Annotated in this window: 19 protein-coding genes; 8 read left to right on the forward strand and 11 right to left on the reverse strand. The window is 73.5% G+C overall.

Annotation, left to right across the window (positions count from 1 at the left end):
* Positions 1-8 precede the first annotated feature (8 nt).
* Entirely contained in the window at positions 9-944 is a 936-nt protein-coding gene (locus FIV43_RS15540; RefSeq protein ID WP_141014862.1) for a DUF5926 family protein, read from the reverse strand.
* Positions 945-962: 18 nt separating this feature from the next.
* Complete coding sequence (locus FIV43_RS15545; RefSeq protein WP_141014863.1) at positions 963-1,763, reverse strand: glycerophosphodiester phosphodiesterase family protein; 801 nt, start codon at positions 1,761-1,763, stop codon at positions 963-965.
* A gap of 110 nt (positions 1,764-1,873) precedes the next feature.
* Here FIV43_RS15545 and FIV43_RS15550 point away from each other — a divergent pair, with 110 nt between their 5' ends.
* Positions 1,874-2,173: a PspC domain-containing protein gene (locus FIV43_RS15550; RefSeq protein ID WP_141014864.1), complete on the forward strand. Its 300-nt coding sequence runs from the start codon at positions 1,874-1,876 to the stop codon at positions 2,171-2,173.
* A 60-nt stretch (positions 2,174-2,233) separates the two neighbouring features.
* Positions 2,234-3,034, forward strand: coding sequence for a putative protein N(5)-glutamine methyltransferase (locus tag FIV43_RS15555; RefSeq protein ID WP_141014865.1), 801 nt, complete (start codon positions 2,234-2,236; stop codon positions 3,032-3,034).
* Here FIV43_RS15555 and FIV43_RS15560 read toward each other — a convergent pair.
* Positions 3,020-4,702, reverse strand: coding sequence for an ABC-F family ATP-binding cassette domain-containing protein (locus FIV43_RS15560; RefSeq protein ID WP_141014866.1), 1,683 nt, complete (start codon positions 4,700-4,702; stop codon positions 3,020-3,022). The genes FIV43_RS15555 and FIV43_RS15560 overlap by 15 nt on opposite strands.
* A 168-nt stretch (positions 4,703-4,870) precedes the next feature.
* Here FIV43_RS15560 and FIV43_RS15565 point away from each other — a divergent pair, with 168 nt between their 5' ends.
* Both FIV43_RS15565 and FIV43_RS15570 read left to right on the forward strand, forming a co-directional pair.
* A complete protein-coding gene (locus FIV43_RS15565; RefSeq protein ID WP_141014867.1) occupies positions 4,871-5,716 on the forward strand; it encodes an ion transporter in 846 nt (281 codons plus the stop codon).
* Between the two features lie 31 nt (positions 5,717-5,747).
* Complete coding sequence (locus FIV43_RS15570; protein WP_181407525.1) at positions 5,748-6,836, forward strand: winged helix DNA-binding domain-containing protein; 1,089 nt, start codon at positions 5,748-5,750, stop codon at positions 6,834-6,836.
* On the opposite strand, the gene FIV43_RS21105 is transcribed toward FIV43_RS15570, so the two are convergent.
* Positions 6,826-7,584: an alpha/beta fold hydrolase gene (locus FIV43_RS21105; protein ID WP_181407526.1), complete on the reverse strand. Its 759-nt coding sequence runs from the start codon at positions 7,582-7,584 to the stop codon at positions 6,826-6,828. The two genes, FIV43_RS15570 and FIV43_RS21105, sit on opposite strands and share 11 nt — an antisense overlap.
* A 1,326-nt stretch (positions 7,585-8,910) precedes the next feature.
* Between FIV43_RS21105 and FIV43_RS15580 the strand changes: the two genes are divergently transcribed.
* Positions 8,911-9,408 (forward strand): hypothetical protein, encoded by a 498-nt coding sequence (locus tag FIV43_RS15580; protein ID WP_141014870.1) that lies wholly within the window; start codon positions 8,911-8,913, stop codon positions 9,406-9,408.
* A 25-nt stretch (positions 9,409-9,433) separates the two neighbouring features.
* Here FIV43_RS15580 and FIV43_RS23230 read toward each other — a convergent pair whose 3' ends face one another.
* Both FIV43_RS23230 and FIV43_RS23235 read right to left on the reverse strand, forming a co-directional pair.
* Complete coding sequence (locus tag FIV43_RS23230) at positions 9,434-10,057, reverse strand: HNH endonuclease signature motif containing protein (protein ID WP_407938833.1); 624 nt, start codon at positions 10,055-10,057, stop codon at positions 9,434-9,436.
* A gap of 41 nt (positions 10,058-10,098) precedes the next feature.
* Complete coding sequence (locus tag FIV43_RS23235; protein WP_269204022.1) at positions 10,099-10,605, reverse strand: DUF222 domain-containing protein; 507 nt, start codon at positions 10,603-10,605, stop codon at positions 10,099-10,101.
* 356 nt (positions 10,606-10,961) lie between these two features.
* Between FIV43_RS23235 and FIV43_RS23240 the strand changes: the two genes are divergently transcribed.
* Complete coding sequence (locus FIV43_RS23240) at positions 10,962-11,084, forward strand: hypothetical protein (protein WP_269204023.1); 123 nt, start codon at positions 10,962-10,964, stop codon at positions 11,082-11,084.
* 351 nt (positions 11,085-11,435) lie between these two features.
* Here the strand turns inward: FIV43_RS23240 and FIV43_RS15595 are convergent, their stop codons facing one another.
* From FIV43_RS15595 to FIV43_RS15635, 5 genes are all read right to left on the reverse strand, one after another.
* Positions 11,436-15,617, reverse strand: a complete 4,182-nt coding sequence (locus tag FIV43_RS15595) for a S8/S53 family peptidase (RefSeq protein ID WP_181407527.1) — start codon at positions 15,615-15,617, stop codon at positions 11,436-11,438.
* A 772-nt stretch (positions 15,618-16,389) separates the two neighbouring features.
* Positions 16,390-17,295 carry a hypothetical protein gene (locus FIV43_RS15605; RefSeq protein WP_181407528.1) on the reverse strand — a complete coding sequence of 302 codons (906 nt, stop codon included), beginning with the start codon at positions 17,293-17,295 and terminating at the stop codon, positions 16,390-16,392.
* A gap of 2,011 nt (positions 17,296-19,306) precedes the next feature.
* Positions 19,307-20,095, reverse strand: coding sequence for an RCC1 domain-containing protein (locus FIV43_RS15615; RefSeq protein WP_181407529.1), 789 nt, complete (start codon positions 20,093-20,095; stop codon positions 19,307-19,309).
* A gap of 54 nt (positions 20,096-20,149) precedes the next feature.
* Positions 20,150-21,040, reverse strand: coding sequence for an InlB B-repeat-containing protein (locus tag FIV43_RS21110; protein ID WP_181407530.1), 891 nt, complete (start codon positions 21,038-21,040; stop codon positions 20,150-20,152).
* Complete coding sequence (locus FIV43_RS15635) at positions 21,037-21,810, reverse strand: InlB B-repeat-containing protein (RefSeq protein WP_181407531.1); 774 nt, start codon at positions 21,808-21,810, stop codon at positions 21,037-21,039. The genes FIV43_RS21110 and FIV43_RS15635 overlap by 4 nt, the downstream gene beginning before the upstream one ends.
* A gap of 256 nt (positions 21,811-22,066) precedes the next feature.
* Here FIV43_RS15635 and FIV43_RS21115 point away from each other — a divergent pair, with 256 nt between their 5' ends.
* Positions 22,067-23,578, forward strand: coding sequence for an ATP-binding protein (locus FIV43_RS21115; RefSeq protein ID WP_181407532.1), 1,512 nt, complete (start codon positions 22,067-22,069; stop codon positions 23,576-23,578).
* Positions 23,476-24,603, forward strand: a complete 1,128-nt coding sequence (locus tag FIV43_RS23245; RefSeq protein WP_181407533.1) for a helix-turn-helix domain-containing protein — start codon at positions 23,476-23,478, stop codon at positions 24,601-24,603. The genes FIV43_RS21115 and FIV43_RS23245 overlap by 103 nt, the downstream gene beginning before the upstream one ends.
* Positions 24,604-24,738 lie beyond the last annotated feature (135 nt).

Consider the following 24,738-nt stretch of genomic DNA (forward strand, 5'->3'; position numbering starts at 1 on the left):
GGGCCGGGTCAGCGGATGGTGACCTGGCGGTTGGCGAGGCCGCTGCGCGCCGACCGCTCCTCGGTGGTGAGCTCGGCGTCGTCGGCCAGGGCGGCGTCGAGCTCGCCCTTGAAGGTGGCCGCGACCTGCTCCATCGCCTCGGGGCCGGTGCCCACCGGGAGGTCCCAGACCGGGGCGAGCAGTCCGTGCGCCCGGAACATGCCGACGAAGCGGGAGTCGGGCACCAGCACGTCCGCGCCGCGCACGTGCAGCCGGGCCAGCGCGTCGAGCAGCCGGTCCTCGGGCTCGGGCATCACCCAGCGCAGGTGCTCCTTGGCCCCCATCCGGGTCCAGTAGGCGGCCTGGACCTCGGTCAGCCGGGCGGTCGGGGCGGCGGCGCCCTCCGCCTGCTCCAGGGCCGCGGCCAGCTCGCTGGACTCGTCCATGTCGGCGACCCAGAACTCGAAGCCGTCGTGCACCGTGATCGTCAGCGCCTCGTCGGTGACCAGGTCCTGCAGGCGCGGACCGGGGCCGGGCGGGTCGGTGAGGCCGACCACGCCGGGCTCCGCGTCGAGCGCCTTGAGCAGCACCGCGCCGAGGTCGCGCGCCGGGTCGCCGAACGCGTGCTGGACCTGGAGACCGAGCCAGATCTCGCCGCTGTCGCGCACCATCGCCGGTGCCGCGCCGGGCAGCAGGGTGCACAGCTGCACCGTCCGGTCCGGGTGGTCGGTGAGGGTGAGCGGCGCGGTGGCGGCCGGGACCAGCTCGCGCAGCGCGACCAGGTCGCACTCGGAGGCGAAGCCCTCGAACGGGCGCTTCACGTAGACGTCACCACCACCGGGTGCACCGTGGCAGGCCTTGTAGCGCTTGCCGGACCCGCAGGGGCACGGCTGCCGGGGGCCGACCTCGCCGGGGGCGGTGGTCTGGTTGCGGCTCTGGTTCTTCGCGCGCGATCGCTTCGCCATGGCCGCCAACCTAGATGATCACAGGTCGCCGGCCGCGGCCCGCCCGTCCAGCAGGTCGAGGATGTGCCCCGGCCGGTCCGAGATGACCGCCTTCACCCCGGAGTCCAGGCACAGCTGCAGGTCGGACTCGGTGTTGACCGTCCACACGTGCAGGTCCCGCCCGGAACGGACCATGCTGGCCACGGTGCGCGGATGTTCGCGGAGCAGCTCGATGCCGGGGCCGAGCAGCCAGTCCTGGCCGACGATCCGGCGCAGCATCGGCCAGAGGCTGGGCTTGTCGACCAGCTGGACCAGCCGGACGCCCGGCTCCATCCGCTCCACCCGCTGCAGGGCGGTGAAGGAGAAGCTCATCACCCGGACCGGGGAGTCCGCGCGCGTCCAGCCGAAGTCCCGCAGCATCTCCACCAGGCGCTTCTCGACCAGACCGCCGAACCGGGTGGGGTGCTTGGTCTCGATCGCCACCTCCACCGGACGTTCGTAGTCCGCCACGGTCTCCAGCAGGCGGCGCAGGGTGAGCACCCCGTCCAGCGTCTCGTCCCGGTCGGGCGCCTCGTCGTCCAGCTCGGCCCAGGGGTTCTTCCAGGCGGAGAAGTCGAGCTCGGAGAGGTCGGCGAGGTCCATCGTGGAGACCAGCCCGGGGTTCGCCGCGGTGCGGCGCAGGGTGCGGTCGTGCACGCAGACCAGGTGCCCGTCGGCGGTGAGCCGGACGTCGCACTCCAGGCCCTCCGCTCCGGCGTCCAGCGCCGCGACGTAGGCCCCGAGGGTGTGCTCGGCGATCTCGTGACTGGCGCCGCGGTGCGCGACGACCTGGGGTCGCATGCCGCCGATTCTGGCAAAGATCCGGGCACCTGCGGGTCAGGGTCCGACCAGGGTCGTCTCCGGGGCGCTCCCCGATGTGCCGACGGCCGGCGCGCGGCACCGTTGAGGACATGAGCAACGAGCACCCGAACCCCCAGTCCTACGGCCAGTCCTACGGCCAGTCCTACGGCCCGTCCAGCGGCCCGTCCTACGCCCAGCCCCATCCCCAGCCCTACGCCCCGACCGGTCCGCGCCGGCTGACCCGCAGCCGGATCGACCGCAAGGTCGGCGGCGTGTGCGGCGGAGCCGCCGTCTACGCCGGGATCGACCCGACCGCGATGCGACTGCTGATGGTCGCCGCCACCGTCTTCACCGGAGGGGCCGCGATCCTGGTCTACCTCGCCGGCTGGCTGTTGATGCCCGAGGACTGACCCGACGAGCGCCGGGTCCGGGCCGGACCCGGATCCGAGACCCGGACGTAGGCTGCCGGGGTGCCGCAGCCCGACACCGCCTCCCTCGCGGCCACCCTGCGTGCCGCCGGCTGCGTCTTCGCCGAGGAGGAGGCCGCCCTGCTGGTCGAGGCCGCCGACGGCACCGACCGGTTGGCCGAGCTGACCCGGCGCCGCGTCGCCGGCGAGCCCTTGGAGTACGTCGTCGGGTGGGTGGCCTTCGACGGCCACCGCATCCACCTGGAGCCGGGCGTCTTCATCCCGCGGCAGCGCACCACCTGGCTGGTCGAGATCGCCGGGGAGCACCTGCCGCCGACCGGCGCCACGGTCGTGGACCTCGGCTGCGGCTCCGGCGCACTCGGGGTCGCCCTGGCCCACCGGTTCCCCGGTCTGGTGGTGCACGCGGTGGACATCGATCCCACCGCCGTCGCGGTCGCCCGCGCCAACCTCGCCGCCTCGCCGGCCGCCGCCCGGGCCCACGTCGGCGACCTCACCGCCCCGCTCCCCCACGCGCTGCGCGGCACCGTCGACGCGATCGTCGCGAACCTGCCCTACGTGCCGAGCACGGCCCGCGCGCTGATGCCGGCCGAGTCCCGCGACCACGAGCCGGCCGCCACCACCGACGGCGGCGCCGACGGCCTGGACCACGTGCGCCGGCTCGCGGAGCGGGCCCCGGCGTGGCTGCGGCCCGGTGGCGTCGTACTGGTGGAGACCGGGGACGCGGGCACCGGTCAGGACGCGCGGGCGGCGGCCGCGTTCGCGAGTGCCGGGCTGCGCCCGGAGATCCGGTACGACGAGGAGCGCGGCGCGACCGTGGTGCTCGGCACCTCAGCGGGTCGGTGAGGCGGGGCCGAGGTCGAGCGTCGTGCCGGTCCACCGCCGCCGCAACCACCGGTCGTGGGAGGCGAGGACGACCGTGCCGGGACTCGCCTGCAGCGCCTCCTCGAGCTCGCCGACCAGGGTGAGCGAGAGGTGGTTGGTGGGCTCGTCGAGCAGCAGCAGGTCGGGCCCGGACGCCACCGCGACGGCCAGGTCCAGCCGGCGCCGCTGGCCGACCGAGAGCAGTGCGACCGGCTTCGCGTGGTCCCGCGGGTGCAGCAGGCCGAGGCTGCGCAGCGGCCGCTCCTCGGCGGCCTGCTCGCCCAGCGCGGCCCGGTACGTCGCCTCCGCGCCCAGGGTGGGGCCGCCGAAGACGGGATCCTGGGTCAGCTCGGCCACCCGCTGGGCGTGCACCTCCACCCGCCCGGCATCCGGGTCCAGCCGCCCGGCGAGCACCCCGAGCAGGGTGGACTTCCCGGCGCCGTTCGCGCCGGTGACCAGCAGGTGCTCGCCGGCGGCGACGTCGAGCCGGTCCAGCCGCAGCCGCCCGGCGACGGCCAGCGCACGCACCACGACCACCGGGCCGGCGGTCGACCCGTGCGCCGCGGTGAGCGTGTCGACCCGCAGCCGCAGCGGGGCGGGCGGCTTGCGCACCTGCTCCCGCTCGGCGGTCTCCAGGCGACGGTTCGCATCCTTGACCCGGCGCGCCTGCGCCCGCTCCACGTTGGCCCCCTTGAAGGCGTGGATGAACTTGTCGTTGTCGGTCGGACCGCGCCCGTGCGCGATCGCCCCGGTGCCGATCCGGGTGGCGGCCCGGAGCCGGTCCAGCTCCTCCTGCTGCGCCGCGTAGGTCGCCTCCCACCGGCCCCGGGCCTCGGCCCGGGCGGCCTCGTAGGCGCTCCAGCCTCCGCCGTACCGTCGGCCGCCGTGGCCGTCGGTGCCCGGGCCGACCGGATCGAGGTCGACCAGGTCGGTGCAGACGTCGTCGAGCAGCACCCGGTCGTGGCTGGCCAGCAGCACCACGCCGGGCAGGTCCCGGAGGAACCCGGTCAGCACCTCGATCGCGGCGTCGTCGAGGTGGTTGGTCGGCTCGTCGAGCAGCAGGGCGGCCGGTCGCCGGGTGATCAGCGTGGCCAGCGCCAGCCGGGTGCGCTGGCCGCCGGAGAGGCTGCCCACCCGACGGGAACGGTCCAGACCGGCCAGGCCCAGCTGCTCGGCGGCGAGCAGTGCCCGCCGGTCCGCGTCCCAGGCGTCGTGCGCGACGGCATACTCCAGCGCCCGCTCGTAGGCCGCGGCCACCGCCGGCTCGGCCAGCCGCTCGGCCAGCGTCTCGACCGCGGCCACCGCCTCGCGCAGCGGCCGCAAGGTGGTGTCGAGGACGTCGGCCACGCTCTCGTCGTCGGCGAACGGCGGCTCCTGGGCCAGGTGGGCGAGGTCGTCCGGGGTCTCGACCTCGCCGCTCACCGCGGCCAGCGGGGAGACCTCCCCGGCGACGACCCGCAGCAGCGTCGACTTGCCGGAGCCGTTCTCACCGACCAGTCCGACCCGGCGTCCCGGCTGGGCGAGCAGATCGACCCCGTCCAGCGCCGTACGACGCCCGAAGCCGACGGTGAGGTCGCGGACCACGATCGGGCCAGCGCCGGGGGTGCGGGTGAGCGTGAGGCCGGAGGGGGCGGAGGGATGCACTGACATGGAGGTCCTCGTCGAGAGGCGGGCCCACCGGGCGACGTGCCGCGGACGTGGGTCGGGTCAGGCGTGGATCCACATGATGCGGCCACGATAATGGGCGCTCCCGGCGCCGGTCCACCCGATTGTGGCCGGGTCGGTTTCGGACGACCCGGGGCCCGGCATGATCTGCGCATGCACGAGCTGCGCCGGCGAGCCGGTAACTGGGTGGAGTCCGCTCCGGTCCAACGGATCATCATCGTCGTCATCGTCGCCAACGCCGTCACCCTGGGCCTGGAGACCTCATCTGCGGTGATGGACCGCGCCGGTGGGCTGATCCACGCGCTCGACGCGGCGTTCCTCACCGTCTTCGTCGTCGAGATCGCACTGAAGCTGTTCGCGCACGGGTGGGGCTTCTTCCGCGACCCGTGGAACGTCTTCGACTTCCTGATCGTGGGCGTCGCGCTGGTCCCGGCGTCCGGGCCGTTCTCGGTGCTGCGAGCGTTGCGGGTCCTGCGGGTGCTGCGCCTGGTCTCGGTGCTGCCGCGGCTGCGCTTCATCGTCGAGGCGCTGCTGGCCGCGATCCCCGGCATCGGCGCGATCGGCGCGCTGCTGGCACTGATCTTCTACGTCGCCGCGGTGATGGCGACCTCGCTCTTCGGGGACACCTTCCCGGAGTGGTTCGGCAGCATCGGCGACTCGCTCTACACGCTGTTCCAGGTGATGACGCTGGAGAGCTGGTCGATGGGGATCGTGCGTCCGGTGATGGAGGTGCACCCCTGGGCGTGGACGTTCTTCGTCACCTTCATCCTGCTCTCCTCCTTCACCATCCTGAACCTCTTCATCGCGGTCATCGTGGACACCATGCAGACGCTGCACGACCGTGACCGGGCGGTGGAGGCGGCCCCGGACGGCGCCGCTCCGGAGCACCCGAAGGCCCACGCCCATGTCGCTGCGGTGGCGACCACCGCCGCGACCGACGAGATCCTGGCCGAGCTCCAGCGGCTGCACGCGCGGATCGACGAGCTCTCGGCGCGCTGAGCCTGGGGGCGCACGCGGCTACGTTGAGCCCGTGACCACCGACCGCGCCATCGCCCGTTGGCGCCTGCACGCGCAGCACCTGACGGATCCGCTGGACGACGCCGAGCAGGTGGTGCGATCGCTGCTCGCCGTCCAGGCGGAGAACCCGGGGCAGTCCGCGTGGGCGGTGGCCGCCCGCACCACCGCGCCGCGCCAGGACGACCTGGCCGCGGCGCTCGCCGACGGGCGGATCCTGCGCACCCACGTGCTGCGCCCCACCTGGCACTACGTGCACGCCGAGGACGCCCGCTGGCTGCTCGACGTGACCGCGCCGCGGATCCTGCCCCTGCTGCGGCGCCAGCTGGAGCGGGTCGAGGACCGGTTGGACGAGCTGGACGACAGGGTCGCCGAGGCCCTCGCCGACGCGGCGGCACACCCGACGCGAGCGGAGGTGGGCGAGGCGCTCATCGCGCGCGGCCTCACCCTCGACGGTCACGAGCTGATGATCCTGCTGGCGCGACTCGAGCTGCTGGGCGTGGTCTGCAGCGGCGCCCCGCGGCAGGTCGACGAGACTCCCGGGAGAGCGCCCGAGCACACCTACGCGCTGCTGGCAGACCGGGCACCGCAGTCGCGGTCCCTGGAGCGCGACGAGGCGCTGGCCGAGCTGGCGCTGCGCTACCTCGCCGGCCACGGACCGGCCACCGAGCGCGACCTGGCCTACTGGGCGACCCTCACCCTCACCGACGTACGACGCGGGCTGGCCGCCGCCGCGGACCGCCTGGACTCCTTCGAGCACGAAGGACGCACCTACTGGCACGCGCCGGGCGGGCCGCCGGCGACGCCGGCCCCGGACGGCCACCTGCTGCAGGTGCTCGACGAGATGTACCGCGGCTACCAGGACACCCGGTGGGCGCTGGACGCGGAGGGCGTGGTGCCGCGGCAGCGCGAGACGGCGATCGGGATGGCCCTGGTGGACGGACAGCTCGTCGCCGCGATGAAGCGCGGGGTGGACCCGACACGGGTGACGTTCACCCTCGCGCCGCACCGCCCGCTCACCGAGCCGGAGCTGGCGGCGATCCGCGCGGCCGCCGGCCGCTACGCCCAGTTCCTCGGACTCGACGCCGAGGTCGTCACCGGCTGACCGCGCCCTCGCGCTCCTCCAGCCACTCCTCCAGCAGCGCCCGGAACCGCTCCGGCTGCTCCAGGCTGGGCAGGTGGGCGACGTCGGGCCACTGCTCCCCGCGGGCGCCGGGCACGCCGGCGAGCACCCGCTGGGCGGCGTCCCGGCAGACGTCGAGGTCACGGCCGCCGGACAGCACCAGGGTGGGCGCCAGGATCTGGTCGAGACGCTCGAGCACCGGCGGCTCCAGCTCGACGGAGTCGACGTCGCCGAGCACCTCCTCGAGCTCGAAGGCACGCCGCTGCATCCGGGCGACCTGCGCCAGCACGTCCGGGGCGATGTCGTCGCGCCCACGTCCGTGGCCGACCACCCAGGTGTCCAGGTCCACCGCGACCGCTGCGTCGAGGTCGCCTGCCTCCAACGCCGCCTCCTCGGCCGCGACGAACCGGCGGAACTCCTCCGTGGCGGCCCCCAGCAGACTGCCGCCCGGGGCCACCAGGGTCAGCGAGGCGACCCGGTCCCGTGCGGTCACCGCCACCTCGGCCGCGATGCCGGCGCCGAACGAGGCGGCCACCCAGTGGCCGCCGTCCAGGCCGGCGTCGTCGAGGACGCCGAGCACGTCGGCCACGTGGTCGACCGGGTCGGCCGGGGTGTCCGAGGCACCGAACCCGCGCAGGTCCATCCGGACCGCCGTGCCCCGCTCGCTCAGCCACGGCCACACCGGGTCCCACATCGTGCGGTCGGCGATCCCGGCGTGCACCAGCACCACGGGGAGGGGGTCGGACGCGCCGGGGTGCACGTCGTACGCGATGCCGCTGGGGTGGTCGGCACGATGCTCCTGACTGACCCTGACTGACGGCGACCCTCGGTCGAGGACGCAGGCTCCGTTACCCGCATCCAATCCCTCCGAGCCTCCCCTGGCAAACGCCAGCGGCGGTCGGGGCCCGCGGGTAACGTCCTCGCAGCACTCCACAGCTCCCGGGGGGAAGCCGATGAAGACGCGGAACCGACTGTTCGCCCTGCTCAGCGTGGTCGCGATGGCGGCGACCGGCCTGGCGTCGTACGACGTCGCGCCGGCGCAGGCCCGTCCCGACGACCACGCGTCGGTCCGGGCGAAGCCGAAAGGCACCCTGAACGTCACTCCGGCGAAGAAGTACGTCGCCGGCCAAGCGCTGACCTTCACCGGCCGCCTGCCGGCGAAGGGGAGGCGGAGCATCTGGCTGCAGTTCCACATGGGACGCCCGGGCGACAACTGGGGCACGGTGCCCGCCTCCCGCGGCCGGACCGCCGCCGACGGCTCCTTCCGACTGGTCTCCACGGCACCGAGCATGTTCGGGATCACCTACCGGGTGGCCGGGAAGGGAGGCTGGACCACCGTCGGCAAGGAGATGGATGCGCCTGCGCAGGAGCTCTCCATCTGGGCGACGCCGTCGGCCCAGCGCTACGGCGAGGACCACGCCATCCACCCGGTCGCCGGCGAGCCGTTCACCGTCGTGGTCGACACCACCCCGGTGCGGGTCGGCATCACCGGGCTGCAGAACCTCCCGGTCTTCGAGGGACGCACGTTGACCCTGCAGCGGCAGCTGACCGGCGAGCGGTGGCAGACCGTCGGCACCACCACCGTCGACGGTGACGGCATGGGCTTCTTCACGGTCGAGGAGCCGACCGCCGGGGAGGTCGTCTACCAGGTCCGCCAGGAGCGGATCCACACCGGGAAGAACCGGATCGGCTGGCGCCAGTCCTTCCCCCTCGCGCTCGACGTGCGGCCGGTGGGGAGCGAGCCGACGAGGTACCGGTTCCCGGAGAAGCTGTCGCCGCAGGTCAGCGCCGGCGCCCCGGCCGGCCGCCGAAGCAGACGGCTCGCGGCCGGTTCGGCTGGTACCGCCCGGTCTTCGACTACGGCTGGGAGTGGGGCGAGGACTACGACTCGCCGCCGAAGGACGGCTCCTCCAAGCGGGGACGCTGGGTTCCCTACACCGACGGGGCCGGCCGCGCCGCCACCCACAACGGCGGTCTCGCGCTGTTCAGCTCGATCAACGGCCGTGCCGGCACCGACGACTTCGGTACGACGCGTGCCACCCTGCGGGGCAACTCGATGCGCTACGGCCGCTGGGAGACGCGGTTCCGGTGGACCAACCTGGAGAAGCGCGCCGACGACTACACGATCAAGGTCGAGCTGCTCCCCGACGGCGTCACCGGCGACGCCTGCGACACCGACGCGATCGTGCTCGGCGCGTGGAGGGCCCACAGCAACACGGTCACCTACGGCCTGGCCCGCAACGGCCAGTACTGGAAGCGGTCGAAGACGATCAAGGGGTGGTCGACGATGGGCCCCTTGCTCGCCGGCGAGGTGCGCTCCAACCGGATCACCTGGTTCATCAACAGCCAGCCGGTCGCCACGATGCCCACCACGAAGGGGCTCCGGAACAAGCCCCTGGTGATCCGCTACAGCATGGAAGGCGGTCGGGGCGAGCACAACACCACCAAGTTCTACTCCGACTGGGTGCGGGCGTTCCCGAGCGACACCGGGCGCTCGCCGGTGTCGAAGACGCGGCTGAAGAAGGCGTCCTCGGGGTTCTGCGCGGCTGGGTGAGGCGCGAGCCCTTGTCCGTGGCGGCTCAGGTCCGTCGGTGGTATCTGCGGTCGCCGTTGGGGAGCCGGGTGGTGGTGTAGGTGGGGTCGTGTTCGCGGTGGTGGTGGAAGGAGCAGAGCAACACCCCGTCGGCGAGGTCGGTGCGGCCGCCTTTCGACCAGGGGTCCAGATGATGGGCTTCGCACCACCGGGCTGGGATGGTGCAACCCTCGCCGCGGCAGGTCTTGTCCCGGAGTCGTAGTGCGGTGCGTTGGGCTGTGGTGAACAGCCGGCGGGATCTGCCGAGGTCGAGGAGTTCGGACTTGCCGCCGAGGACGGCGGGGAGGATCTTGGCGGTGCAGGCCAGGCGTCGGGCTGCGTGGGCGCTGATCCGCTGCTCCCCGTCGGTGTCGTGGCTGGGGTCGAGGAGTCCGGCCGTGGCGAGGTCGCGGGTGAGCTGGGTGTGGTCGATGGTGACGACCACGGTGGTCGCGTCCCCACCATGCGCCGGCAGATGCGCAGGGTCGAGGTGCTCCAGAAGTGCTCCGAACGCCAGGCCGCGGGCGTGGTGTTGCGGCAGACGTTCGGCGTCTGGGTTGGCGCCCGTTCTTGCGTCCTGGTCGGAGGCGTGGTGGCGGGGTGAGGTGTAGGCGTCGAGGTAGGTCGCCAACCGTGCCGCGACCGGGTCGGGGACCAGGGCGGTGATCCGGGTCAGCCCGTCGCCCAGGGACCGGATCCGAAGGCTGGTCTTGGCGTGCGCGGCGGCTTCGAGGGCGGCGAGGCGTTTGGCGTCTTCCTCTTCGGCGATCTCGGGGCCACGACGTCGAGGATCCGGTCCGTGAGGCGGCGTAGCTCTTTCGGACCGAACCCGCCCTCGGGGACCCCGGGCCGGTCGCCGGCGCCGAGAGCGACGAGGTCGGTCTCGGCCCGCTGCCGCGCCTTGGTGTCGATCCGGGCCGGCAGGGCGTCCAGTCCGGTGGTGATCACCCGGGCTTGTTCCAGGGACAGTGCGCCGCGGGCCATCGCTGCCCCCACCCGCGGCCAGGACTCGTCGATCGCGGTGGCGACCTTCGACTCCGCACGCAGCCGGCCGGGGTCGGTGCCGGTCCGCAGCGCCACCCAGCCGGCGACATCCCGCGCCCCATGGGTCGAGGCGATATCAGTCGACGCGGCCAGGACCCGCATCCGCAGCTCGACGACCTGCGCCTCGAGCGCCACCAACCCCTCAACAGTTCTTCCCGTTCGGGCACGGTGAGGAACCCGGGCTGACGCTCCGCGACCTCACCCAACGCGTCCCGGCACACCGCGACCGCCTCGCCCAACGGGGTGCGGGTGCCGGTCAGCGACATCGGGAGAACCTTCCGAGACAGGTGCAGCAGATGCCCCGATTCTACGTGATGTCGAACACCAGTTCGACCCCTGCCGGGAGGTTTGTGGAATCGTTCCCGCAGGTCAGAGCCTGTTTTCCACAGATCGTCCGCAGGTCACTGGCCCGGCCTGTGACCACTGGGCAGGACGGGACCTCTCCCCTGCGCCCGGCTGCACCTGCCGGTCAGCACGGCTACCGTCGGACCATGGTGCGCATCGGAGCGATCGTCGGCGACGAGCAACGTGCCGAGGTCGCACGTCTGGAGGCCCTCGACGCCACTCGCGTGGCGGGGGACCACCCCGATGGTCCGAACACCCACCATGGATGACCCGGGGACCCGCCGACGTCTCGAGGCCGAGCGGGACCACACCGTGAGCCGCCTGACCGGCCTCACCACCGACCACGGGGCGGTGGTCGCCGCGTCCCGCGACACCAATGCGGACGACGAACACGACCCGGAAGGCGCGACCATCGCCTTCGAGCGCTCCCAGGTCGACGCGCTCATCCGCCAGGCACGCGCGCACCTCGACGAGCTCGACGCAGCGCTCGCGCGGGTCGACGCGGGCACCTACGGGGTCTGCGAGTCCTGCGATCGCACCATCCCCGGGGCCGCCTGGAGGCACGACCCGAGGCTCGTTGCTGCATCGACTGCGCGCAGCGTCGGCAACGGTGATGACGACTACCTCGCTCGCACCCACGCAATCGTCTGGTTGTCCGCCAGGCTCCCCATGGCCACGGAGTGCAGGCCAGGTCCGGGGGGACGCTCCCAGGTCGTCAGTGGCACGACCTGCACCCCGATCCGGTAGTGACGCCCCTTCTTCAACGCGGTCCGTCCGAGCGGCACGCGGATCGTCCGCCAGTCGCCGGCACCGATGCTGACCGTGACCCGTCGCTGATACTGACCGACGGATCCGGCCAGTTGCGGCGAGCACGAGCGGTTCGGGGACGTGCAGATCCAGACGCGGGCCTCGATCCATTCGCCGAGAAGCCGTGTCCCGGACCGTACGTCGACCGCGACCGATCGGCGATCCTTGGTGGTGCGCACGCGAGAACCGCGAACGCTGAGCGCGCTGCGTGGCACGCCGGCCCGATTGCCTTCGATCCGTGGCGTGAGGAAGTAGGCCTCGTTGTTGGTCGTCGGACACCTGGACAGGAACTCCTCGTCGTCGCCGAAGGTGTAGTAGTCGAGCGTCGCGTTGCCGTACCAGGGGTTGTTGGTCGAGCAGCTCGACTCCTGCGCCGAGGACCAGCGGCCGCTCGCGGTCGACGGAGCCCGGCGAGCCGGTGAGGCGATGGTGAAGGTCGTCGGTGTGACGGCCAGGACCGGCTCGTCGGTCGCGCCGTAGCCCGGCACGCCCCTCACGGTGACCGGGTCGCCGACGGCGAGTCCGTGGTCGGTCGTGGTGCGCAGCACCGACACCGGCTCCCCGGCGACGTTCCGGGAGATCGCCGAGGTCAGCGTGCCGTTCAGGCTGCGGTCGACGAGCGAGATGGGGGCCTCCCAGTCGAGGACCTCGTCGAACTCGTCGTCGGGGTCGATGACGGCATAGATCGGTTGTCCCAGCTGGCCGGCGAAGTTCGCCGGCGGCGTCCACCGGGCGGTGGCTACGGCGTCGTCGCGGCTCTCGATCGTCCTGGTCACCTTCGACTCGGCGATCTGATAGCCGCCACGTGCCGGGTCGCCCAGATAGAAGCGGACCACCAGTGGCCGGGAGACGCTCGCCGGCAACGGGTTCAGTGCCTCGTTGTGCACCGTGGCACTGATCTGGAGCGGCTGTCCGACCGGCAGGGCGTCGGGTGGCCGGCACACGCCGTCCTCCTCGCAGGTCCAGGTCGCGAAGTCCGGTGAGGACAGGACGACGTCGAGGTTGTCGTCGAGCCCGGTGTGGGTCCGATACGGCTCCAGGAGCAGCGGGAGGGAAAAGGCGGCGTCCGGCCGCGCGGGCAGATCGGGGTCGCCGACGGCGCCGTACCCGTAGACCGGGTTGCCCCAGAGCCCGCTCGACCCCACCGGCGACGCGGTCCAGGTCAGCGCGAGCGCCCCCGACTTCGGGTCGTCCGCGAGATACGGCGTCACCCGATAGCTCCCCGGCCGACTCGCGCTGCCGTAGTCGAAGGTCCAGGTCGTCGCGGACTCGAGCACCATGCTCAGCATCGACTCGTTGTTGTGCTCGAACTCGCCCTTGACGTGCGCCTCCCAGAGCACCGACACCGGACCCGCTCCAGCCTCCCCCGAGGTCGCGAGCTCCGCACTCCCACCGTTGGTCACTGCGTAGCGCTCCTGGTAGCCGTCGACCTGCCCGAAGGTGAAGGTGGTGCTCCCGCCGGAGCCCGGACCGATCTCCTGGGTCTGCACCGGGAGCGCGCTGGGTTGGCGGCTGATCGTGCACCCGCCGTCGCCGCAGGGGTCGGCGGCGACCGGCACCGAGGAGCCGATGCGCTGCAGCACGACCTCGGTGGGCGAGCGCACCCCGGCGACGACGTAGTTCGTACCGTCGAAGCTCCCGGCACCGCGAATCCGCACCGGCTCCTGCTGACCGGCGCACTGGGCGTCGACCGGCGACGGGAACGCGGTCTCCACCTGACCTCCCTCGAGGGCACAGAGGTAGCCGTGGTTGGAGGTGGTCGTGACCGCGAGACGGTTCGTGCCCTCGCGGCGGATCGACGTGACGGACTGCCGATGCGTCTCCACCTGGGAGCCGTTGGCCGGGTAGGAGAGCACGTTGCCGGGGGTCGGGCCGGCGAAGACCGACCCGTACTGCGGATCGTTGACCGAGATCCACGAGAAGACGGTGTCCAGCGGCGTCGCCGCGTAGGTCCACAGGTCCGGCTCGTCGGGCAGCGTGCCGCCGGAGAAGGTGCCGTAGTAGACCGGCACCTGGTTGATCTCGATGTCGGAGGTGGCGACGAAGGCACGGTCCTGCATCGGCGCCGCCACCTGCTCGGTCGAGTAGCGGAAGGTCCGCGTGCGCTGGTCCTCGGTCTGCTGTTCCTCGCGGTGGGCGTAGGCGAGCTCCAGGGTCGCCTCCCAGCAGACGTCGTTGCAGTCACCGCCTGGGTCGTGGTCGCCACCAGCGAGCCCGCCCTTGATCGCGGTGTCGATCCCCCAGCTGCTCTGCACCGCGACCGCGAGGCTCGTCTCGGTCCCGCCCTCGGTCGAGTACGTCGTCCGCATCGGGCACTGGCCGTTGTCGGTGTCGGCGCCGTTGGCCGCGTAGCAGCTCGACAGGTCGTACACCTCGGCCGAGGAGATCCACCCGTCGGTGGCGTAGCCCGGGTGCGATCCGTCGAGGGCGAGGAACTCCACCGGCGGAGCCCGCATCACCATCATCGGCTGCACCTCCCCGACGGCGTAGGAGCGGACGGGGTCGCCCAGGGTCGAGCTGTCGCCGTCGAGATCGGCGGCGGCGAGCTGGACGAAGGTGCGGTCGCTCGCACCGGCGACGTACGAGTCGGGAGGGGGGACGTCGGCCGGTCGGACCGACGCGGTCCGGGTGCCACTCCGGTCGAAGGAGAGCGTGCCGCCGTCACCGACGGCCACCGCGAGCGCGTCCACCGCGACCGCCGTGTCCGCGGGGCTGCGCGGGTCTCCGCAGGTCACCGTGCCACGACAGGTCCACGCCACCAGCACGTCCGGGTTGATCGACTCGGGCCACGCTGACTCCTGGGTGGCATCGGTCTGACGCCGTGCGATCCGTCCGGTCTGGATCGAGATCTGTCCCGCTCCACCACCGCCGACAGCCCGGTAGCCGGTGGCCACGGTGGTGTCCGGTCCCGAGCTGTCGAACGGTCGGGTCCATCCGGTGACGGGAGCCTGCCAGCGGCTCTGCGGCCGCCACCCCGGCCCGTGGCCGCCGTCGACCCCCTGGGACCAGATCCCCACGCTGACCGGCGCGACGGCCGCGTCCGTCGTGGCGCTGTCCGCCACGGGAAGCGTCTCGGCGACGATGAGCTCGTCCCCCTCGGTGCCGTCGAGGTCGGCCGCCGCGACCTCGACCTGGGACCGCTGCGCCTCGGCGGCGGTCGACGACGTCCGGCTGACCACGCTCGCGCAACCGTCCCGGTCGGCCCCGACGGCCTCCGCATCGAGCGGCTGCGTCGGGGTGAGCGTGAGCTGCTCGCTCACGTCGAAGGTCTGCACCAGGTGGTCGACGCCCGCAGCGGCCGAGGTCGCCCAGCCGATCGCCAGGTCCGCGCCGTCGGTGGTGGTCGGTCCCGATCGGAAGACTCCCGACGCCAGCGAGATCGAGGTCGGCACCCCGGCGGCCAGGTCGACCGGCCGATCGGCGCCGACACAGCCCTCGTCCATCGCCCAGTCGGGCGTCGACTCCAGCGCCAGACGGCGACCGTCGTCCATCGCCAGGAAGGAGAGCCGGGGGCACGCCGAGTCGCCGCACAGACCGGCCCAGGCGACGGCGATCTCGTCCGCGCCGCCGGACCGGAAGTCGTCCACGACGAGCGCCGTCGCCTCACGCCCCGCCGGACCGGCGTACTGCTTGCCGACGGCACGGCTGTCGAGCATGCGGAACGGCCGGGAGTCCCCCGGGGTGGCGGTGAAGGTGGCCACGCTCAGGGCCATCGTCGGCGCGGTCCAGGCCACCACGACGCCGCTGGAGATCGACTCGGCCGGCACCCCGCAGTCGTCGCAGCCCGCCGCCCAGCTCTCGGGTACGACGGGGTGGCCGACGCCGCGGCCGGCGACCACCAGCACGCCGAGATCCACCGAGAACGTCGTCGGGGTCACCGCGGTGATCGGCCGGTAGGACAACAGGTCCTCGCCCAGGCACTGGACCCCGCTGGTGGACAGCGGCGACGCGACGCACATCGTCTCCTGCAGCGAGGGCTCGTTGCCCAGGCGCACCGGATCCCCACCCCGAACCCGTGCCGGGCCTCGGTGGTGAACGTCGCGGTGGTCGTCTCCTGGTCCCGGTCGACCGCGAACCTCGCGGCGACGACCGTGGTCGATGCCAACGAGACCGGTCCCGAGGCCAGCCGGATCCGACCCACCGAGCCCGGATCGATGCGCAGCCCGGTCGCGAACGGCTCGCTGTAGCCCGCGGAGCCCGGCGATCGGTCGCCGGGCGTGAAGAGGGAGAGGCACAGGTCCGTGGTCGCCGCGCACCGCGCCGCCCGCACCAGCTCCTGCCGCCCGTCCCCGTCGAGGTCGACCGCCGTGACCGCCCCGTCCCCGGCCGCGGCACCGAAGCCGTCGTCCGGCACCCGGACGGTCGGCTCGGCCGACCCGGGGTCGCGGGGGTCGTCCAGCAGTCCGAGCTCGGCGGTGGTGGAGCAGACCTCGGTGGCCGGGTCGCACGATCCCTGGACGCCCCCGGCGCCGAACTCGGCGACCGTCGTCGTCGGCACCGACGTCCGGGAGAGGAGGCCGAGCTCGTACTCGCCGACCACGCGGCGCTGCGGCAACGGAGTCGGCTCCAGGGCCACCTGGCAAGAGCCGGTCAGGGTGGTCTCCGGACCGATCGGCTCGCACTCCTCGGCGGCCGCGGCACTGCTCGCCGCACCGACCGCCCGCTCGCCCGGGCCGACGACGGCGACCGCGGCACTCACCAGCAGGGCGGCGCCGACGAGGACCACGGTGCGTTCTCGCCGCCGGCGAGAGCTGTGGTTGCTGCTGCTCACTGGCTGACCTCGAATCGATCGACGGAGACGAACGACGGCGCGTTCCGGTCGCTGTCGAGCGCCCGGACGGTGAGTCGGTGGACGCCCGGACCGGCGGGGACCACCACCGACCGCAGCGCGTACGACGAGGCCCGGCCGAGATAGGTGTCGACCCGGACGCCGTCGAGGATCACGGCGGCACTGCCCTGCCGCGGTCCGGAGAGCGTGTGCCAGACGATCTGGCTGCCGCGGAAGCGCAGGCTGACCTCGGCACCACCGACCCCGGCCCGCGACCACCCTCGGCCGTCCCGGTGGGCCGGGCCCCAGTCGGCGCTCACCGACGGGTTCCGGACCAGCCTGCCGGCCCTGAACGCGTCGACGGTCACCGTCCTGCCGCGGCCTCGGGCACCGCGCCGCCCCTCCACCCGCACGGTGACCGTGTGCCGCCCGGGCGAGAGGCCGTCCAGCCGCACCGGCACCCGATCACGGACGCGGGGCGACGAGTTGTCGACGGTACGACGCCGGCGACCGTCGATCGCCACCGTCGCCACGCCCTCGGTCGGCCCGCGCCGGGTGTACCAGGTCACCGACGTGCCGGTGAAGGCGAAGGTCGCGGTGGCGCCGGGGGCCGCCTCGCGCCAGGCCCGTCCTCCGTAGGAGCCGGACGATCGGACCTCGTCCCAGCGGTAGGCGCGACCGACCGCCCGGTCCTCCAGCACGCTCGGGGCCTCCACGAGGAGCGGCTCCGCGAGCACGACGGGCTCTCCGCCCGCAAGGATCGCCGCGCCGGGGTGCAGGTCGACCTGGTAGGACTCCCCCGCCACCACGCCACCCTTGGGCGCCAGCCGCACGGTGCGCACCGATGCGCCCGCGCATCCCGTCGCCGCGCCACCGGGGTCGAGGCAGCTCACCGCCACCGACACGCTGTCCCCGTCCGTGTCGGTGACGGTGAGATCACTGTCCGAGAGATGGCCGGCGAGGTCCTCGAACCGCACCGTGATCGGGTCCCGAGGCCCTCCGGGGCGGTCGCGGTGACCCGGGGGACCAGAGGCACCGGGACCGGGGCGGCGTCCCCGGCGCCGCCGGGCCCGGTCTGCCCCCAACCGTTCTCGCCCCAGCACTGGGCGGTCCGGTCGACGACCGCGCACGCGTGCCGTCCACCGACGGAGAGTGAGGTCACCGAGGAGCTGACCAGCCCCTGCACCTCGACCTCGTCGGCTCCCCAGCACTCGACGGCCGCCGCCTCGACGGCGATGCAGGTGCCGATCCCGCCGGTGTCGAGCAGCGTGTGACGGCGGGAGGTCGCGACGATGGCGCCACGCCGCGACCCCGGGTCACCCGCCTGCCCGAGGCTGTCGTCACCCCAGCAGACGACGGTGGAGCCCGGACCGTCCGCGGTCGCATCGCTGGTGCAGGTGGTCGCACCGCCCACGTCCACGGTGCCTGCGGCGATGTCGGCGCCGGAGGCGCCCGGATCGGTGGCCACCACCGGGAAGCTCGTCCGGGCGTCGGTGAGCGCGGGGTCGCGGAACGGGACCCACGGTTGCCGGTCCTGCACGTCGAGCTGACCGGCCGCGTCCGAACCCCAGCAGAGGACCGGGCCGGGCAGTCCGCCCTCGACCGTGGCGACGCAGGTGTGCGCGTCGGCCGCGCCGACCTCGAGCACCGCGCTCGCCTCGTTGTCGAGCACCTGGGCCACCACCGGGCTGGCGAACGGGATCGCGGTGAACTCGGCGCCGCGCCACCGCGGGGACGCGGTGCCGTCGGTCTTCGAGAACTGCTGCACACGCTCGTGCTGCTGGTCCGCGACCAGCAGCCGACCGTCCGGCGTCGCCGCCAGGTCGCTGGGCGCCTCGCCGAGCGACGTGCCGTCCCCGGTGGCGCCCCGCAGGCTCGCCACGAATCGTCCGTAGGCTCCCTGGGACCCTGCCGCGAAAACGTTGACGCAGGCGTCCTGCGGCCGGGCCGTCGACACCTCGCCCTGGTCGACCCACGCGCCGGGATCCGTGACGGGGTCGTCGCCGGGCTCGAACACCTGCTTCTGCACGGTGTAGCCGTATTCGGTGATCACGCCGACGTCGCCGTCGCCGGCCGGACCGATGCCGCCGACGTCGTACACGCCGCGGTGCCGCTCCCGGACCAAGGTGCCGTCGACGGTCCGCGGCGCGGTGACCGACTCGGCCGGGCACGCTCCGTCGTACGTTCCGTCCTGGGTGCCCCGCACCAGCGGGTCGACGGGGAAGGTCGCGCGCAGCGCGAGCCCGTCGCGACCGATGTCCCACACACCGATCCGCCAGTCGCCGGCAGCGGTGGGCTCCTGCAGGGTGTACACGATCGGCGCCCCGGTCCGGTCGGTGCCGACTGCCAGGTCGGTGACCGCGGCGACGCCGGGGAAGGCGTCGACGAGGTCCACCGGCGCCGGGCCGACGGAGACGCTCAGGTCGGCGGCCACACGCACCAACTTGGCGAACGGCGCGTAGGGACCGGTCGACGTGGTCGGCCCGGCCACGCCGGCGAAGACCAGCACCACCGCTCCGGTCTCGGGGTCGACCGCCATCGCGGTGGTGGAGCACTGACACGTCCAGGTGGGCGGCACCACCCGTTCGTCCTCGGCCGGGTCGTAGGAACCGGCGGCGGCCATCGCCGCCACGTCATAGCGGTGCACGGTCCCCGGTGCCGTCGAGGCACCGGAGGCGTCCACGACGTACAGCATCGATCGGCGAGCGCCGGAGCCACCGGGCACCTCGGCCACTCCGATCGCCCCGGGCTGGAAGCCGAACGAGCGGTGCAGGCGGACGAAGTGCCCGGCGTCGCTGAACTGCCAGACCCTCTGCTCCGAGGAGTCGGCGAGGAAGAAGGAGGCCGAGGTCGGATCCGTGGCGATCGCGTCCCGGTCGGGACCGCTGGAGCGGCCGCCGATCGCCGCGTCCGTGATCAGGCCACGGCCGAGCTGGCCGGAGTCGTCGGAGCCCCAGCAGAGCAGGCGGCTACCGCCGTCGGTGACGACGGCGACCTCCGCGCGGCGCACCGGTCCACGCAGGCCGGTGCCGTCCACGCCGAGCAGGTCGACGTCGCGGTGCGCGAGCGTCCCTCCCGTGAACTCGACCAGCAGACCCCGGCGCCCCGGCCCGGGCGCACCCCGACGTCCCAGTTGGCCGAGAGGCCGTTGAGCGCGCTCTGGACCGTCGCGGGGCCGGCGTCCCAGTCGAGCTCGGTGGTGCGGGAGGCACCGAAGGAGAGGCGATACCCACCGGCGGAGGCGGCGATGTCGAGCCGCTGCACCTCGTGGCTTCCGTTGGCAGCGACGGCGCAGGTGTGCGCCCGGCCGGCCGACAACTGGGTGACCCCCGCGGCGAGCGAGCGCACCGGCCAGAAGCGGTCCGCCGTCGTACCGTCGCCGAGCTGGCCCGAGCCGTTCGCGCCCCAGCACCAGGTGGCGCCGGGTGCACGTGCGCAGGTGTGCGCGCCGCCCGCGGTCAGGTCGGTGACGCCGCTGACACCCTCCACCAGGACCGGCGCCGCGCTGCTCCCCACGTCGTCGCGCCCGAGCTGGCCGCGATCGTTCGCGCCCCAGCACCACACGCGTCCGGCGTCGGTGAGCGCGCAGGTGTGGCGGGCTCCGGCAGCCACCGTCTCGACCGCGCGCGGCGCCGCCCCGGCGACGGGGAGGGGCTCCCCCGCCGCCCGCGGCGGGCCGCTGCCGAGCAGGGCGAGCGTCGTCATCGACATCACCATCACGAGGAGGGCTGCGCCCCGACGTCCCGCCAGCACGACCGACTACTTCCCGGCCGTCGCCCTCACGCCGACCGCGTCGGCGCTGGACCCGTTCCCGGAGGTGGCGCGGAGCAGCCAGGTCCGGGAGGCACCCGGCTTCGCCTTCTTGGTCGCGGTCACCGTCACGGTCAGGGTCACGGCCTTCCCGGGGGCCAGCGACGCGGCGTACTTGCCGCTCAGCACCTGCCGGGTGACGTTCTTCTTCCCGACCTTGAAAGCGACGGTGAAGCCGGACTTCCCCTTGGCCTTCTGCGACAGCCGCATCTTGTCCGTGGCGCTGCCGTCGTTCTGGACGACCCACCGGAACGAGGTGGACCGGTTGCGCTTGATGGTCGCGGCCTTGGTCTGGCGCATCCCGGTGAGGTTGTAGATCCGGTCGCCGATGGGCTTCTGCCTGCCGAGTCCGACCAGCCCGTCAGGCCGGTACGCCGCTCCGGTGGCGAAGCCTGCGGTGACCGTGGTGGCCGCACCGAGCACGACGTCGCACGGCCCGGTCCCCGAGCAGCCGCCACCGGACCATCCGGAGAACGTGGAGCCCGCGGTCGGCGCGGCGGTCAGGGTCACCGTGCTCCCCGAGTCGAAGTCGGCCGCGCAGGTGGACCCGCAGTCGATCCCGGCGGGACTGCTGGTCACCTTCCCGGAGCCGCTGCCGGTCTTGTCGATGGTCAGGGTGGTCGGCACCGGGATCGGCGAGAAGTTCGCCACCACCGCTCGGTTCTGGTCCATCGTGAGCGAGCAGTTGCCGGTGCCGGTGCATCCGTTGCCCCACCCAGCGAAGACCGACCCGGCGGCCGGGGTCGCGGTGAGCACCACCAGGCTGCCGTTGGCGAAGCTCGCCTGGCAGGCCGGGGTGTCCGTCGGGCCGCAGTTGATGCCGGCCGGAGCGCTGGTCACCGATCCGGTCCCCGCGCCCCCTTGGACACCGACAGCGTCGAGACGTCGTCGAGGGCGAAGTTGGCGACCACGCCCTTGGCCTGGTTCATGCTCACGGAGCAGGCGCCGCCGCCGGAGCAGGCGCCGCCCCAGCTGACGAAGTGGGAGCCCGCGGCGGCGACCTGGGTCAGCGTCACCACGCTGTCGAGGTCGTACTGACCCGAACAGGTCGCGCCACAGGAGATGCCCGACGGGCTGCTGGTGACCAGACCGGTCCCGGTGCCCGCCTTGGTCACGGTCAGGATCGGGTCGGCCATCGCGCTGAACGTGAGGCGGGCCGTGGACCCCTGGCCACCGGAGCCGACAGGGGACGCGGAACTGCACGCCGGCCTGGTACCGACCACCCTGCCGTAGGCGGCCCACGCGGTGCAGTTGGGCTCGTGCACCGTGGTGATCGACGCCGACGCCATCAGGCTGTTCGCCGGCACCGAGACCGACCAGCCCCGATACCCGTTGTAGTCGATGGGCCCGTCCGGCAGGGTCACGGTGACCTGGCAGGGCGCCTGGCCCACGGTCATCGTCCCGCCCGGCCACCGCTGGAAGTCGGAATCGCCGCTGAAGTTGGCGGTCATGGTGACGGTGGTGTCGGGCAGGTTGGTGCACGAGACGGCGGCTGCTGCGTCGGCCCTGGCCTGCGCAGGAGGCGTGACGGCGACGAGTGCGAAGCCGCAGAGGAGCAGCGGAGCCAGCAGCAGCAGCGTGAGAGCCCGCCTCCTCCTCAATGGGATCAAGCTGGTGGTAGGACGCATCTTTCCGCTCCTTGACGGCGACGACGCACGGATGGGTCCCGCCGACGCTAGGAACGGACCCGCCCCGGGCACATCGGGCAATTGCCCGAAATCACTCCCACCGACCCCCGGGCATCGCTACCCTCACTCCCAACGCATGGGGCGGCTCGTGACAACGGGGAGGCGTTCCTATGCGCGCGTGGCAGTCCGACCGATCCTGGGCACTCCCGCCCGGTGACACCGCGACGGGCGGCTGACCGTGTCCGCCGAGGTCGACGATCTCGCCACCCCGGTGGCGGGCCGACTGGTCGGCCGCGACGAGGAGATCGACCAGGTCCTCGGCCTGCTCCTCGCCGACGACTGTCCCGACCTGCTCACGCTCTGCGGGGCGGCCGGGATCGGCAAGACCTCCACCGCGATCGAGGTGGCCGACCGGCTCGAGACCAGCGGGCGGGCGACGGCCTTCGTCCGCCTGGAGTCCGCGGTGAGCACCTCCGACCTGCTGCTCGCCGTCGCCGCGGCGGTCTCCCTGCCGGCCGGCGAGGAGGGCACCCTGCTCGACCGGCTCACCGACGTCGGCGGCGAGGAGCGCTGGGTGGTGCTGGACAACTGCGAGCACCTGCGGGGGCGACCCCACCCGGTGGCGGTGCTGCGCCAGGCGTGCCCCGGCTTCCGGCTGCTCGCCACCAGCATCCGGCCGCTGCGGGTCACCGGGGAACGCGCGCTCGACCTGCCGCCGCTGCCGCTGCCGCCACCCGATGCGTCGGCGGAGGAGATGCACGCCAGTCCCGCGGTCCAGCTCTACCTGCAGCGCGCCGCCGAGTCCTCCGCATCGTTCGACCCTGCGCAGACCCGGCTGGCCGACGTGGCCGCGGTCTGTCGGCAGGTCGACGGCCTCCCGCTCGGCATCGAGCTGCTCGCGGCGCGGGTCACCACGATGCCGCCGGCCACGGCGCACCACTACCTCCAGGCGCACCCGGCGATCGGACTGGAGCAGCCGCGCCGGGCGCCGGCGGTCTCCACGCGTCACCAGTCGCTGCACGCCGCCCTGGAGTGGACCCATGCTCTGGTGCCGGACGATGCCAGCACGCTGCTGCGCCGGATGGCGGTCTTCTCCGGCCCGGTCGGGTTGGAGCAGCTCGGGGTGCTGCACACCTGGGACGGTGACGAGACCGACGGCCAGCGCGACTCCGAGCTCCTGGACCTGGTCGCCGACCTGGTCGACGTACGGCTGGTGGAGCCGCGGACGGTGCACCACGAGCCGACCTTCGCGCTGCTGCCGCTGGTCCGGGACTTCGCTCTCGCTCAGCTCGACGCGCACGGGGAGCGGGAGATGGCCGAGGAGCGTCGCGCGGAGGCGTGCCTGGCGCTGGTCCGGGCGCGCAAGCGCGACCTCGACCTCGGGTCGGACAGCGACGCCATGGTCGAGCTCGGCGCCCGCGAGACCGACCTGCGCCAGGTCCTCGACCGGCTGGTCGCCGCCGACGACCTCGCCCGGGGATGGACCTGGCCAGCGGGATCACCGCGTTGGTCTTCCGGCGCGGGTACGACGGCTTCGTCGCCGCGGCACTGCAGCGGCTGCTGGCCTCGCATGCCCGTATCCACGGCACGCCTGCGGGCGACGCACTGCTCGACGCGGTCCTGCCCGAGGCGGTCCTGGTCGAGGCGATGCTCCGGCTGGCGCAGATCCGCCTCCTCACCGAGCGGCCCGCCGACCTGGACGCGGTCCGCACCCTGCTCCGCGACGCGGCCGGACGGGCCAGCGCGCTGACCGACGCACAGGTGCGCCTGCTGGCGCACGCGCTGATGATCCGCACGCTCCCGGTGACCGGGGACTTCGCCGGCGCCGCCGAGGCGGTCGTGCACGGCTTGGCCCTCGCCGAGGAGCAGGGCGACGACCGGATGGTCGCGCGGTTCAGCGGCTGGGCGGGGATGGTGCGCAACCGGCTCGGGGACGCGCAGGGTGCCACCGCGTGCGCTCGCCGCTCCCTCGACGCGGCGCTGGCCAGCGACGACGCTCCGGCCCTGATCATCGTGTGGCTCTGCCTGCAGGGGGTGCCCGACGACCTCGCCCGGCCGATGCTCGCCCGGCTGCCCGGACTGCCGGAGCTGCTCGGGGTCGCCCGGCGGATCCACGACCGGCGCAGCGAGTCGCTGCTGCTCCGGACCGCGGCTGCGGCCGCGGTGATGCACGGTGATGCGACGACCGCCGCCCGCCTCGCCGCCGACTGCCTCCGGGTCGGTGGCCGCAGCCTCCAGTCCGACGCGCTGAACTCGATGACCGCGGTGATCGTGGAGGTCGCGGCCGCGCGCGGCGACCACGCGACCGCCGTACGGCTCGACGGCACGCTGGCCGACCACCGCGAGCTGCTCGTGGGCTCCGCGCCCCAGGCCTGGATGGAGCGGTACGACGCCACCGTCGCCCGCTCCCGCGCCGCTCTCGGCGAGCCGGCCGCCACCCACGCCTTCGACGACGGTCGTACGACGCCGCTGGCCGCCCGGCCCGACATCGTGCGCGACTACGCGGACCTGGTCGCCCGGGCCGACAGCGTCCCGGCACCGGTGACCCCACCGCCGGCCGCGGCGCCCGAGCTGCCCCTCGACCGACTCACCCCGCGCGAGCACCAGGTGCTGCAGCGGATCGCGACCGGGGCCACCAACAAGCAGATCGCCGAGCAGCTCGGGATGACCGCCAAGACGGTGATGCACCACTCCGGCGCGATCTACCGCAAGCTCGGCGTGCGCGGGCGGGCGGAGGCGACCGCCTGGGCCTACCGGGCGGGGCAGATGGACTGACCTCCGGCCATCGGGGCGCATTCGAGGTCGGGCTCCGCGCGGCGAGCGGGGCACGCGGTGACCACCGGCATTCGGAGGAGGAGACCCCGGCCGATATCCTCGGTGAGCGGTGCTCCCCGCCCGGCTACCGACGAC

Origin of the sequence: Nocardioides sambongensis (assembly GCF_006494815.1) — a bacterium.
Lineage (GTDB): Bacteria > Actinomycetota > Actinomycetes > Propionibacteriales > Nocardioidaceae > Nocardioides > Nocardioides sambongensis.

Coding starts and splice junctions, on each gene's coding strand:
- FIV43_RS15540 (WP_141014862.1), bottom strand. CDS start 944: ATGGCGAAGCGATCGCGCGCGAAGAACCAGAGCCGCAACCAGACCACC.
- FIV43_RS15545 (WP_141014863.1), bottom strand. CDS start 1,763: ATGCGACCCCAGGTCGTCGCGCACCGCGGCGCCAGTCACGAGATCGCC.
- FIV43_RS15550 (WP_141014864.1), top strand. CDS start 1,874: ATGAGCAACGAGCACCCGAACCCCCAGTCCTACGGCCAGTCCTACGGC.
- FIV43_RS15560 (WP_141014866.1), bottom strand. CDS start 4,702: ATGTCAGTGCATCCCTCCGCCCCCTCCGGCCTCACGCTCACCCGCACC.
- FIV43_RS15565 (WP_141014867.1), top strand. CDS start 4,871: ATGCACGAGCTGCGCCGGCGAGCCGGTAACTGGGTGGAGTCCGCTCCG.
- FIV43_RS15580 (WP_141014870.1), top strand. CDS start 8,911: ATGCGCTACGGCCGCTGGGAGACGCGGTTCCGGTGGACCAACCTGGAG.
- FIV43_RS23240 (WP_269204023.1), top strand. CDS start 10,962: ATGGTGCGCATCGGAGCGATCGTCGGCGACGAGCAACGTGCCGAGGTC.
- FIV43_RS15615 (WP_181407529.1), bottom strand. CDS start 20,095: ATGACGACGCTCGCCCTGCTCGGCAGCGGCCCGCCGCGGGCGGCGGGG.
- FIV43_RS23245 (WP_181407533.1), top strand. CDS start 23,476: ATGCTCCGGCTGGCGCAGATCCGCCTCCTCACCGAGCGGCCCGCCGAC.